The organism is Acinetobacter sp. CAU_H_78 (genome assembly GCF_058599365.1).
The window spans coordinates 1993523-2005374 of sequence record NZ_CM178652.1 but is presented as its reverse complement, the minus strand read 5'-3'; the positions used below and the strand labels follow the sequence as shown (position 1 = coordinate 2005374).

The following is an 11852-nucleotide window of genomic DNA, read 5'->3' as shown; positions in this document are numbered from 1 at the left end:
TTGCGTTTTGCCCATTATGCGTTAATTTCAAGAAAGTTTTTAAAGATCTGATGACCATGCTGGCTCAGGATTGATTCCGGATGAAACTGCACACCTTCAATAGGTAGTGTCTTATGTTTAATCCCCATGATTTCTTCCATAGAACCATCTTGTTCATTGGTCCAGCAGGTCACTTCCAGACATTCTGGTAAAGTGGCCTGATCAATCACCAGCGAGTGGTAACGCGTCGCAGAGAAAGGATTTGGCAGATTGCTGAAAATGCCTTCATCGCTGTGATACATATCAGACAAGCGACCATGCATGACGCGTTTGGCACGAATAATATCGCCGCCAAAAGCCTGACCAATACTTTGATGCCCCAGACAAACACCGAGCAGGGGAATCTTGCCGCCAAAATGCTGAATGGCAGGAATCGAAATTCCAGCTTCACTTGGCGAACATGGACCAGGACCAATCACCAGATACTTGGGTTGCCATCGCTCAATATCCTCCAATGTCACGGCATCATTGCGGACTACTTTTACTTCTTGATTCAGTTCGCCAAAATACTGGACGATGTTATAAGTAAAGGAGTCATAGTTGTCGATCATTAGAAGCATGAGCTTAACCTATTGAAATTATCGCACTTAACTGTGCTAAAGTGATCCAGATTGAGCTTTATCGGGACTTGTTGCAAGTCTAGGGAATACACGACTAAATCGTTGATTTCATTGTGTGAAAATAAAGCACGCCTCATCATAGCAAAAAATAGCCACATCGGGCGCAATAATTTTTCAATTTTCAGCCGGGTGAGTAGCTCACAGCCTTTTAAATATTTTAAATGTGCGTATAAGTAATTGACTGACGAAAAGTAAGTTTAAATAAATATTGCAGTTATTATTTTTTTAAATTAAAAATAAATAGGTTTTAAATGATTAAAATCATTATGCTGAAAAAAACATCATTTGAATAATAATGCATGGGATAAATCAAACAATAAGATCGACAATTTGAATAAAAGTGACTCAAAATAGTGATCTTTTTAAGTACATAAACCTACAGATACCACTTTGTAACTGATAAAAATTAACCAGAATTAAACGAAATTGAATATTTTTTAAACTAAATTAGCATAAAAACGCAAATCCTCACTGAAAAGTGCTCCTATTCTTACCTAATATGAAAACGTCGCACTATTTAGGTGCGCTAAAAAAATACCTGCAACAAATCTCAGGAAGAATGCTTGAATATAGTGCATTTAGTTTAAGTCACAGTATAATAGCGACAAGGTATTTTTATCTTCCTATGTTTTCTTATAAAGATTTCAAGATTTTAGATATACTTTTAAAAGTTGGTACGCTAATTGCTTAATAGATACCAACTTCTAACACGCACTTTGCGAGTGCAACAAAAAACATCGGAGCAAAATGAGCATGGCGAACAAGGTCCTTCAACTCATACAAGAAAGTGGCGCGAAATGGGTCGATTTTCGCTTTACTGATACCAAGGGTAAAGAACAGCACGTTACTTATCCAGCAGACAGTATTGATGAAGATACGTTTGAAGACGGCAAAATGTTTGACGGTTCTTCAATCGCAGGTTGGAAAGGCATCGAAGCATCGGACATGATCTTACGTCCAGATGCAGAAACAGGTTTCATCGACCCGTTCTTTGCAGAGCCAACTGTTGTTGTGACTTGTGACGTTATCGAACCATCAACTGGTCAAGGTTATGAACGTGACCCACGTTCGATTGCTCGCCGTGCAGAAGAATACCTGAAATCTACAGGTATTGGTGATACTGCATTCTTCGGTCCAGAACCAGAATTCTTCGTGTTTGACGAAGTAAAATGGGAAGTGGATATGTCTGGCGCGCGCCATACATTAATCGCTGAAGAAGCTGCCTGGTCAACTGCTAAAGACTATGAAGCTGGTAACTCAGGTCACCGTCCACGTGTTAAAGGCGGTTACTTCCCGGTTCCTCCAGTTGACTCTTCACATGATATGCGTGCAGACATGTGTGCAAAAATTGAAGAAATCATGGGTCCTGGCCGTGTAGAAGTACATCACCACGAAGTTGCATCTTGTCAGCTTGAAATCGGTGTAAGCTTTAATACCATGGTTCGTAAAGCAGATGAAGTACAACAGTTCAAATACGCAGTTTGGAATGTGGCACATCAATATGCGAAAACTGCAACCTTCATGCCTAAGCCAATGGTAGGTGACAACGGTTCGGGTATGCATGTTCACATGTCGATCTCTAAAGACGGCAAGAACCTGTTTGCTGGTGATGAATATGCAGGCCTATCTGAAACCGCACTGTATTTCATCGGCGGTATCATCAAGCATGCGCGTTCATTAAATGCATTAACCAACCCTTCTACAAACTCTTACAAGCGTCTGGTTCCGCATTTTGAAGCGCCGATTATGCTGGCTTACTCTGCGCGTAACCGTTCAGCGTCTATCCGTATTCCTTACGTATCTAGCCCGAAAGGCAAACGTATCGAAGCACGTTTCCCAGATCCAATGATGAACCCGTACCTCGGTTTCGCGGCATTATTAATGGCTGGTCTTGATGGTATCCAAAACAAGATTCATCCAGGCGAAGCTGCTGACAAGAACTTGTACGATCTTCCTCCTGAAGAAGAAGCTAAAATCCCTACAGTGGCGCACAGCCTTGATATGGCACTTGATGCTCTTAAAGAAGATCATGACTACCTGTTAAAAGGTGGCGTGTTCACAGAAGAGATGTTGAATGCTTATATCGAGCTGAAAACTGAAGAAGTACGTCGTCTGAATACGACTACTCACCCAGTTGAATTCGACATGTACTACAGCCTGTAATTCTGATAAGAATTTCACTGTAAAAAAAGACCCGCCTTCGTGCGGGTTTTTTTGTATGATGTAGATATTAAATAAAGATCAGATTTTATGGCAGCACGTAAAAAGCATACCGGTTTCTTTCCCTGGATTGATCCTCAAGATCAAAGCAAAGGCTTTAAGCTGAATTTTTCTGAAGTGACTTACATCGAAGTAGGGCGTACACCTGAAGGCTATAAGCAGGCTGAATTTGTTGCGCTGAAAAACCCTGAATTAGCCTTGGATTATGACTATCCCGCCAGTTTTTACCTCAGCAGCGATGGATTAATTTTAAAAAAATTACCCAATGGAAAATATACTGTCATTGCCAAGACAGATAATGCCTGATTAAAAAGTGGAAAAGAGTTTGAATTCGACAGTTAAAAACAAGCAGGGACAGCAGATGCCTGCCGCGCTTCGGAAATGGCTCTATGCTTCAGGATCGCTTACCCAGCAGTTAACAGATCTGGCAGGTGGAAAGTTTCGGGTGGAGCCAGTACAGGAACATTTTCAGCGTTTAAGCCTTGTAGATGCGAACTGGATGAAAATGCCTTACCAACATACCTCTTGGGTGCGGGAAAGTAATTTATATGGCTGTGAAGAGCAACCTTGGGTCAAAGCCAAAAGTATTTTCCCAGTTTTGAGTTTACAAAAGCGTGCCCGAATCTTTCAGCATATCGGTACAAAACCCATTGGCTGGCTGTTATTTCAGCGTACCAATCCGCATTGTGAACGTCGTGTAGTTTATCTGGAAGAAGGCTGGACGCGGCAGAGCTGCTATACTTGGCGTGGGTGTAAATTTATCGTACAAGAAACATTTTTACCAGCATTTGAACACTTTATACAAAATCAACAGGCTTAATTTGATATGGCAACTGCACAAGCAATTACCTGGCGTGAACGTCTCAGCGCCTATTATTATCTTTGTCGTTTTGATAAGCCGATTGGCACAGAACTGGTATTTTGGCCGACCATGTGGGCCTTGTGGGTCGCCGGAAAAGGAATTCCTGATCTAAGTATCCTGGTGCTGATGATTCTTGGTGTGATCTTTATGCGTGCGGCAGGTTGTGCCATTAATGACTTTGCTGACCGTAAAGTAGATGCACATGTTGAACGTACCAAAGACCGGCCTTTAGCTACCGGGGTGATTAGTGCCAAAGAAGCGGTAGCGGTGTTTTCGGTGCTGGTAATGGCCAGTGCCTTCTTGCTTTTCTTTCTGCCCATTGAAACGTTCTATTGGTCATTTGGGGCGCTATTTTTAGCCTTTATTTATCCTTTTATGAAGCGTTATACCCATTTGCCGCAAGTATTTCTGGGAGCTGCATTTTCATGGTCAATTCCGATGGCTTATACCGCAGTCGGGCAGACACCTGACTTAACCTGCTGGCTTCTCTATTTTGGCAATCTGGCCTGGACTGTAGCCTATGACACGCAATATGCGATTACCGATCGTGAGTATGATTTGAAGATTGGGGTAAAATCCACAGCCATTTTATTTGGTCAGCATGATATTCAGATCATTAGTACCTTACAGGCTCTAAGTCTGGTCTTGATTGGCACGGCATTATGGATTGAAGATTTGCTTGTTCCATTTGGCCTGATGGGGCTTCTAGCCGTCGCAATTGATTTTATTTATCAATGGTCAAAAACTCGAGATAAAGACCCGCAACGCTGTTTCTGGGCCTTCCGTCATAACCGTTGGGTGGGACTGATGATTTTCCTTGGAATCTTTGCCGCGCTTCTGTAACTGCACCTTGTCGATTCATAACAAAAGCATCCTATAAGGGTGCTTTTTTTTATGCTTAATTCAAGATTCTTCATGAAAATCATAAACAACAATAAGGGATTAGAATATGAATAATGTAGTGAAAAACGGTTTCAAAAAAACCTGTCTGGCACTGGTATGTTCCATGTCATTGTTCATGACTGCGTGTAATGACGATGATAATGATTCGTTCCGACCACAGGAAAGGGTATTTTTAAGTCAACAATCTTATGATGAGGATACCTTGCCTGAAGCGTCAGATATTCAAGTCATACGCTATAACATGCCAAACGTAAATGGTGAACGGGCTGAAGCGACAGCCATGGTGTTTTATCCAAATACACCTCAACCTCAAGATGGATGGAGAGTGGTGGTTTGGGAACATGGCACGGTGGGTAGTGGTGATTCTTGTGCACCAAGTAATAACCAGCTGAATAATAATTTTAGAGGACTGGCCAGCAGCTTGCTTGCACAGGGATATGTGATTGTTGCACCCGATTATGAAGGATTAGGTACTCGGGGGATTCATCCTTATTTAAATTTAAAGAGTGCTGCACAATCGGCTATCTATGCAGTAAGAGCCTTTAAAGAACAACAAGGAAATCGATTTAATGGTGCATGGGTCTCAGTGGGGCAATCCCAGGGAGGACACGCATCACTTGCCACAGCCCAGTTTGCCGATGAAGATCCAAATTATAAGGCAGCAGTGGCAGCAGCTCCGGCCTCAAGTCTGGGTTATATTATCAGTGAAGTAGCACCGCAAGCGCTTAGTGCTTTGGTTGAGGCTGGACAAGATAATGCTGCGAAAGCGGTCTATGCAGAATTACTGGCATATGCGGCTTATGTGGCTGTAGGGATTAAAGCTTATGAACCAGGCTTTAACTATCGCAATATATTTTCAAGCCGTGCAGGGATTGTAGCTGAAAAGGCGGAAGGCACGACTGGAGAAAATGGACTTTGTTTAGGGCCACTGATTACTGAATATATGCAAGATATTGATGATTATCTGGTGAATAATCTAGAAAAAACGGTCGTGGACTATCCAGGATTAGTAGAAAACTTCCAGAATAATTCGTCGGTTGAAAAGTTCCTTCAGAATAATCAGCCTGCAACTGAAAAAATTAATGTTCCTGTGATGATCATTCAAGGTACTGCAGATATGGCTGTTCCATATCCAGTGACAAATACTTTACAACAAGGCTTGAAAGATATGGGAACCACAGTGACTTTTGTACCGGTACAAGACGCATCACATACCGAGGCTATTGTACAAAGCAGAACCCAGCTGCTGACCTTCATCAATACCTATATGCCTTCAGGTATTTCTGTCAATCCTTAATCCTAAAAGGAGCTTCGGCTCCTTTTCTATTCCTTGTAAGGCTAGGCCTTGAGCAATTATTTAAGTTTGTTATAGTGACTCAGGATTATAGGTTATCAGTATAGGCTTGTTATGTCGGAACAGACAAAACCCCGCAGTATCAAAAAACTGCTTATCTTTGGAACCCTGGCTTTATGTGTTCCGATTTTTTTGGTGACCATGGCATTTTTAGCTGTTAATAGTGATGCAAAAAATCAGGAAAAATATAAACAGCAACAAGCTGACATGATTGCCCGGATTGAAGCACGCGAAGCGGCTGAAAAATCAAAGGCAGAGCAGGAGACTCAAGCAACTCAAGCTGCTTCCGAAGCTGAAACAAATTCCTTTCATTAAACTATTTATCTCAAATCTCTTTGAAGCTGTCGGATCGTTGGAATTTCAGTGTAGCGGATGACTGTGTAGCCGGCAGTAATCAGCATCGCATCGCGTTCTGCATCTTCCTGTTCCTTTCCAATATGGGTTGGATCATCCAATTCTATAATCGCCACCACATTATATTCCCGGTCCATCACCACAAAATCGGTCACTTTGCGGTTAAACTTACTGCGCATTTTCATATTATCATGCGTAATCAAAGCACTAAATGCGACCTGTGCCAGAATGTGATGGTGTGGAAAAGCATCTTTCAGGCGAGTAAACATCTTGCTTTCGAAAGCTGTAATGACACGCTTGGGATAGAATTTCTTCTGGCGGGTAAACAGATGAGGGAAGAGCAGGCAAATTAAGGCAAAGCTTGCCAGACAGCCAATCACAAAGAATATAAACTGACTCAAATCAAACACGGATCATAAAAGAAAAAAGAATAAAAAAACCCACTTCATAATGAGTGGGTTTTTTCAGAATCTTGGCTCTCCCACCTGGGCTCGAACCAGGGACCTGCGGATTAACAGTCCGTCGCTCTACCGACTGAGCTATGGGAGAATAGATTGGCTCTCCAACCTGGGCTCGAACCAGGGACCTGCGGATTAACAGTCCGTCGCTCTACCGACTGAGCTATTGGAGAATCTGAAAGCGATTATAGAGAGATTTAAAAAGGGGTCAAGGCACTTTTATAAAAAAGCTAAAAAAACTGAATCAAGTGTTTTAAAAATAATCAAAAATGATTGTAGTTCAAAATGTTATGTTTATGTAAACCCAGATTAAAGGTAAAGGGGTTTCGTGATTATTCTCTGCCATGGTTGCAAGTCGCTAAAACTGGAAACAGGACTCATATAGATATTTAATCCAAAATGCAGACATAAAAAAACCCACTTCGCAATGAGTGGGTTCTTTTGGAATCTTGGCTCTCCCACCTGGGCTCGAACCAGGGACCTGCGGATTAACAGTCCGTCGCTCTACCGACTGAGCTATGGGAGAATAGATTGGCTCTCCAACCTGGGCTCGAACCAGGGACCTGCGGATTAACAGTCCGTCGCTCTACCGACTGAGCTATTGGAGAATCTGATGCGCATTTTAGGCAGGAAAACAAAGACCGTCAATCAATTCCTGTAAAGAAATGAATCATTTGCTTTTTTAATATGCACCTCACGCCTAAAAATAAAAAAATCACCCATAAAGGGTGATTTTTTAAGCTGGAAATAAAAAATTATTTCTCAACACCAGCAGCTTGACCTGCATATTTCGCGTTTGCGTAATCCCAGTTCACCAAGCTTTCTAGGAAAGTAGAGATGTATTTAGGACGAGCGTTACGGTAGTCGATGTAGTAAGCGTGTTCCCAAACATCGATTGTCAACACAGCAATTTTACCGTGCGCCATTGGAGTGTCGGCATTTGAAGTTTTAAGGATAGACAGGTTACCGTTTACTTCGTCAGCAACTAACCAAGCCCAACCTGAACCGAACTGAGTTGCAGCAGCAGTTGCGAACTCTTCAGCGAATTTTTCGTAAGAACCAAAAGCTTCGTCAATTTTTGCAGCCAAAGCGCCAGTTGCTTTACCGCCACCGTTTTTAGTCAAGCAGTTCCAGTAGAATGTGTGGTTCCATACTTGCGCAGCGTTGTTAAATACACCTGCTTTAGATGAGTCACCAGCAGTTGCTTTGATGATTTCTTCTAGAGTTTTGCCTTCAAGCTCAGTACCAGCGATCAGGTTGTTCAGGTTAACCACATAAGTATTGTGGTGTTTGTCGTGGTGGTATTCTAAAGTTTCTTTGCTGATGTGTGGAGCAAGAGCGTCGTAGTCGTATGGTAATGGTGGTAAAGTAATGGTTGTCATGTTTTCAATTCCTTGCATTTTGCTGGGTTTTGACAATAAGTGGCGTTATTGTAATAGATTCTTAGGCAAAAATGGGCACTGTGTATAAATAACAATACAGAATAAAGCCTGAAAATTTAAAGATAAAGCCACTCAACTACTTGCCAATCGTAATTAAATCGGATTGTTTAATTCGAAATAACTATACTCAATATTAAATTGTTCTGAAATAGCTTTAGCCAGACGTTGTACACCATATTTTTCAGTGGCGTGGTGGCCGCAGGCATAATAATGCACATCCAGTTCCTGAGCATCATAAAAAGTACGCTCACTAACTTCGCCAGAAATATAAGCATCACAGTCTTGTGCCGCCGCTTTATGAATATAATCCTGTGCACCACCAGTACAGAAACCGACTTTTTGAATCAGGCTTTTTTCAGCAGGTAAATGCAGCGCATCATAGCCAAGTCTTTCTGATACATAGGCCTTGAATCCTTCTGGCGTCATGGCCTGCTTTAAATAACCAATATTCCCAATTGGACGGCGCTCACTCGGATCAAGCTGTTCTAGGTTTTCCAGTTCCAGCAGGTCTGCAATCGCAGCATTATTTCCCAGAGTTGGATGGCTGTCTAAAGGCAGATGATAACCGACAAGGGAAATATCATTTTGGATCAGGCTTTTAATTCTTTTACCACGCATCCCAGTAATCGGGTAGGCTTCGCCTTTCCAGAAATAACCATGGTGAACCAGTAACAAATCAGCACCCTGTTTAATCGCAGCTTCGATCGCGGTTTGTGAGGCAGTAACGGCACATAAAATTTTATTGACTTCAGCGCGGCCTTCGATCTGTAAGCCATTCGGTGCATAGTCCTTAAATTCGGAAGATGCCAAAGTCTGATCGCACCAGCGGATAATATCGTTTAAATTCGCCATAAAATTCCTGTCAGTTGATGAACTTGCCAATTCTTATTCATATGTCCAATTGTAACTAAAGCAGCACAAATCTCTGTGGATTTTTTTGTGTTTAGTTATGTATTTGGCATTACAATAGGATACAAATTACTTAGTCATCAACGAATTAAAATATTTTAGAGGATAGCAAAGTGCGCCGCACCTTTACATGGTTACCTTGGGTGTTACTGATTTTAGTCATTATCGGTTTTTTGGGGTGGCAGCAGCTGCAGAAACCTAAATCACCGATTGCGCCGGATGGCGTAAAAATGCCTGCTGAAAAAGTAGAACCGTTGATCGATACTTCGCGTTCTGGAGGCGTTGTCTCCTATAGTGCCGCAGTGAAAGTCGCAGCACCTGCGGTGGTGAATATCTTTACCACACAAAAAGTAAAACAGCAGGCGCATCCTTTACTGACAGATCCTGTATTCCGTGAATTTTTCGGTGATCAGTTACCAGACCAGTTTGGTCAAAGTCCAAATGAAAACAGTTTAGGTTCAGGTGTGATTGTCCGCCCTGATGGTTATATCCTGACCAATAACCACGTGATTGCACAGGCAGACCAGATTGTAGTGGCCTTGCATGATGGACGTCGTGCTGAAGCCAAGGTCGTGGGTACAGACCCGGATACGGATTTGGCTGTAATCAAGATCGAACTTGAACAATTACCAGTTTTGCCATTCAAACTCAGTGGCAATGAAGTCGGTGATGTCGTTCTGGCAATTGGTAACCCGTTCGGTGTCGGTCAAACCGTGACTCAGGGGATTATTTCTGCGACAGGCCGTTCTGATCTGGGCATCAATACCTATGAAGACTTTATTCAGACAGATGCTGCAATTAACCCGGGCAACTCGGGTGGTGCCTTGATTGATGTTGCCGGAAACCTGATCGGGGTCAATACAGCAATCTTCTCGCAAACAGGTGGCTCACTGGGGATTGGTTTTGCGATTCCGGCTAAAATCTGTCAACAGGTCATGAATGCGATCCTGAAAGATGGCCGTGTCGTTCGTGGCTGGCTGGGTATTAGTTTGTTGCCGACAGAACGTAATGATGTACTGCAACCTAAAGAATCAGGTGTAGTGGTCGCTGAAGTGCTGGAAAATGGACCAGCAGCAAAAGCTGGCATCCAGCGTGGTGATAAAATTATCAAAGTGAATAATGAAGTGATTACTTCTGCCTCACATCTGATTAATTTTGTCGCTTTACAGGCACCAAACAGTACCGTTCAGATTGAAGTAGAACGCGCTGGAAAAACCATGACACTGGATGTGGTGATTAGTGAACGTAAAACGCAAAGCAGTTCTTCACAATATATTCCTTTACCAGGTCAGTAATTTTTTCTAAGAAAAATCCCTCCATGTGAGGGATTTTTTATGCACGATTTATTTAATTAGATACAAAACGAAAATATTTTATGTGAATTAAATCATTTAACTTCATTGAATAAAAATCAAAAAGAGTAAAGAAAAATGAGTTTTATGACTGCAGATCAGGCCAAAATTTTATCGAACGTGGCTAATTTAAATATTGAAATGTACAAGCCACGTTTGGCTCAACTGATTGAAGACAATGCCCGACTAGGCAATACCGCTGTGCTAACGGTATTTCCCAAACATTTACCCTTGGAAGAAATTCGGGGTCTTTCGGCAGAGCTGACTGAGCTCGGTTATAACGTGCGTTTTGAGGTACAGGAATTTTATTATAGCTTTAATGTCTACTGGCTATAATTTTATTAATTGTTCAAAAATACTTCTGTTCAGGCATATATCTTGCTGCATTCATCTCATAGTTAAAATATGAGAGAAATATGTCTTTATCTATTCATCTTGCAGCACAGGCAGATGCACCTTATGTGGTGCTTTCGTCCGGACTGGGCGGACATGCCAGTTTCTGGAATCCTCAAATTAGAGTTTTACAGCAGCATTTTCATGTGGTTACTTATGACCAGGAAGGCTGTCATTCAGATTCTGAACTCTTGCCCACGCCTTATTCAATCGATTATATGGCCGGCCAGATTCTGGATTTATTGATCAATGATGGCATTCGAGAGTTTCATTTCATTGGGCATGCATTGGGCGGACATATCGGCATGCAACTAGCGACCTATCAGGCTGAAAGAAAGTTTAAGCTACTCAGTCTGACCATGTTAAATGCTTGGGGAGAGCTGGATGCTCATACTCAGAAGTGTTTCGAAGCCCGGACTTCGTTATTGCTCAATAGCGGGGCAGAGGCATATGTGAGAGCACAGGCTTTATTTCTTTATCCGCCGCAGTGGATTTCAACCCATATTGATCAGTTAACCGAAGCAGAAAATAAGCAGCTCCTTGACTTTCCACCGATCCAAAATGTTCTGGCACGCCTACAAGCCGTGCAGGCTTTTAAACTGAACGCAGAACATCGTCAGGCACTCAAGGATATTCCTGTGCATTTGCTTGCTAACCAAGATGATTTTCTGGTGCCTTATCAGCGATCACAACAATTACAACAATGCCTGCCGCATAGTCACCTCAGTTTGCTTGATACAGGTGCACATGCATCTACTGTGACCCAGACAGATCAGGTGAATCAACTGATCCTGTCATTCCTGATTTCCCCTTAGTTTGAAGATTTTTTTTAAAGCCAGACCTCGTGTCTGGTTTTTTATTTGTTCTAATCAATTATTTTTGTAGCATCAGCATGGTTTTTACTTCGAATTGATGCATGAACTGCAAATGCACAAATTGCTACGAG

General features: G+C 42.2%; 13 protein-coding genes and 4 tRNA genes. 9 read left to right on the top strand and 8 right to left on the bottom strand.

The features are described 5' to 3' along the window. Positions 1-14: 14 nt before the first annotated feature. A complete protein-coding gene (locus tag AC4MCD_RS09665; RefSeq protein ID WP_491875980.1) occupies positions 15-599 on the bottom strand; it encodes an anthranilate synthase component II in 585 nt (194 codons plus the stop codon). Between the two features lie 807 nt (positions 600-1406). Here AC4MCD_RS09665 and glnA point away from each other — a divergent pair. The 6 genes from glnA to AC4MCD_RS09635 all read left to right on the top strand — a co-directional run bounded on the left by glnA (position 1407) and on the right by AC4MCD_RS09635 (position 6313). After that, entirely contained in the window at positions 1407-2822 is a 1416-nt protein-coding gene (glnA, locus tag AC4MCD_RS09660) for a type I glutamate--ammonia ligase (protein ID WP_419363431.1), read from the top strand. An 87-nt stretch (positions 2823-2909) separates the two neighbouring features. Continuing rightward, positions 2910-3185, top strand: a complete 276-nt coding sequence (locus AC4MCD_RS09655; protein WP_419363433.1) for a hypothetical protein — start codon at positions 2910-2912, stop codon at positions 3183-3185. A gap of 55 nt (positions 3186-3240) precedes the next feature. Further along, a complete protein-coding gene (locus AC4MCD_RS09650; RefSeq protein WP_419363534.1) occupies positions 3241-3699 on the top strand; it encodes a chorismate--pyruvate lyase family protein in 459 nt (152 codons plus the stop codon). Between the two features lie 6 nt (positions 3700-3705). Continuing rightward, positions 3706-4584, top strand: coding sequence for a 4-hydroxybenzoate octaprenyltransferase (gene ubiA, locus AC4MCD_RS09645; protein ID WP_491875979.1), 879 nt, complete (start codon positions 3706-3708; stop codon positions 4582-4584). Positions 4585-4690: 106 nt separating this feature from the next. Then, on the top strand, positions 4691-5941 hold the full coding sequence (locus tag AC4MCD_RS09640; RefSeq protein WP_491875978.1) for an alpha/beta hydrolase family protein: 1251 nt from the start codon (positions 4691-4693) through the stop codon (positions 5939-5941). A 111-nt stretch (positions 5942-6052) separates the two neighbouring features. Beyond that, on the top strand, positions 6053-6313 hold the full coding sequence (locus AC4MCD_RS09635) for a hypothetical protein (RefSeq protein ID WP_491875977.1): 261 nt from the start codon (positions 6053-6055) through the stop codon (positions 6311-6313). Positions 6314-6318: 5 nt separating this feature from the next. Here AC4MCD_RS09635 and AC4MCD_RS09630 read toward each other — a convergent pair whose 3' ends face one another. The 7 genes from AC4MCD_RS09630 to AC4MCD_RS09600 all read right to left on the bottom strand — a co-directional run bounded on the left by AC4MCD_RS09630 (position 6319) and on the right by AC4MCD_RS09600 (position 9104). Further along, positions 6319-6762 (bottom strand): DUF2726 domain-containing protein, encoded by a 444-nt coding sequence (locus AC4MCD_RS09630; protein WP_491875976.1) that lies wholly within the window; start codon positions 6760-6762, stop codon positions 6319-6321. 63 nt (positions 6763-6825) lie between these two features. Next, positions 6826-6901, bottom strand: a tRNA-Asn gene (locus AC4MCD_RS09625). A 6-nt stretch (positions 6902-6907) separates the two neighbouring features. Beyond that, a tRNA-Asn gene (locus AC4MCD_RS09620) sits at positions 6908-6983 on the bottom strand. Between the two features lie 277 nt (positions 6984-7260). Next, positions 7261-7336: transfer RNA gene (locus tag AC4MCD_RS09615), tRNA-Asn, on the bottom strand. 6 nt (positions 7337-7342) lie between these two features. Continuing rightward, positions 7343-7418: transfer RNA gene (locus tag AC4MCD_RS09610), tRNA-Asn, on the bottom strand. A gap of 147 nt (positions 7419-7565) precedes the next feature. After that, the gene (sodB, locus tag AC4MCD_RS09605) at positions 7566-8192 is read right to left on the bottom strand and encodes a superoxide dismutase SodB (RefSeq protein WP_333617030.1); all 627 of its coding nucleotides are present in this window, start codon (positions 8190-8192) and stop codon (positions 7566-7568) included. 153 nt (positions 8193-8345) lie between these two features. Further along, complete coding sequence (locus AC4MCD_RS09600; protein ID WP_419374426.1) at positions 8346-9104, bottom strand: Nif3-like dinuclear metal center hexameric protein; 759 nt, start codon at positions 9102-9104, stop codon at positions 8346-8348. Between the two features lie 170 nt (positions 9105-9274). Between AC4MCD_RS09600 and AC4MCD_RS09595 the strand changes: the two genes are divergently transcribed. The 3 genes from AC4MCD_RS09595 to rutD all read left to right on the top strand — a co-directional run bounded on the left by AC4MCD_RS09595 (position 9275) and on the right by rutD (position 11721). Next, positions 9275-10456, top strand: coding sequence for a S1C family serine protease (locus AC4MCD_RS09595; RefSeq protein ID WP_004782756.1), 1182 nt, complete (start codon positions 9275-9277; stop codon positions 10454-10456). A 135-nt stretch (positions 10457-10591) separates the two neighbouring features. Beyond that, positions 10592-10849, top strand: a complete 258-nt coding sequence (locus tag AC4MCD_RS09590; RefSeq protein WP_004782755.1) for a hypothetical protein — start codon at positions 10592-10594, stop codon at positions 10847-10849. Between the two features lie 80 nt (positions 10850-10929). Continuing rightward, positions 10930-11721, top strand: a complete 792-nt coding sequence (gene rutD / locus AC4MCD_RS09585; RefSeq protein ID WP_491875975.1) for a pyrimidine utilization protein D — start codon at positions 10930-10932, stop codon at positions 11719-11721. The last annotated feature ends 131 nt before the right edge of the window (positions 11722-11852 follow it).

Coding starts and splice junctions, on each gene's coding strand:
- sodB (WP_333617030.1), bottom strand. CDS start 8,192: ATGACAACCATTACTTTACCACCATTACCATACGACTACGACGCTCTT.
- AC4MCD_RS09600 (WP_419374426.1), bottom strand. CDS start 9,104: ATGGCGAATTTAAACGATATTATCCGCTGGTGCGATCAGACTTTGGCA.
- AC4MCD_RS09590 (WP_004782755.1), top strand. CDS start 10,592: ATGAGTTTTATGACTGCAGATCAGGCCAAAATTTTATCGAACGTGGCT.
- ubiA (WP_491875979.1), top strand. CDS start 3,706: ATGGCAACTGCACAAGCAATTACCTGGCGTGAACGTCTCAGCGCCTAT.
- AC4MCD_RS09650 (WP_419363534.1), top strand. CDS start 3,241: ATGCCTGCCGCGCTTCGGAAATGGCTCTATGCTTCAGGATCGCTTACC.
- AC4MCD_RS09635 (WP_491875977.1), top strand. CDS start 6,053: ATGTCGGAACAGACAAAACCCCGCAGTATCAAAAAACTGCTTATCTTT.
- glnA (WP_419363431.1), top strand. CDS start 1,407: ATGAGCATGGCGAACAAGGTCCTTCAACTCATACAAGAAAGTGGCGCG.
- AC4MCD_RS09640 (WP_491875978.1), top strand. CDS start 4,691: ATGAATAATGTAGTGAAAAACGGTTTCAAAAAAACCTGTCTGGCACTG.
- AC4MCD_RS09665 (WP_491875980.1), bottom strand. CDS start 599: ATGCTTCTAATGATCGACAACTATGACTCCTTTACTTATAACATCGTC.
- AC4MCD_RS09655 (WP_419363433.1), top strand. CDS start 2,910: ATGGCAGCACGTAAAAAGCATACCGGTTTCTTTCCCTGGATTGATCCT.
- rutD (WP_491875975.1), top strand. CDS start 10,930: ATGTCTTTATCTATTCATCTTGCAGCACAGGCAGATGCACCTTATGTG.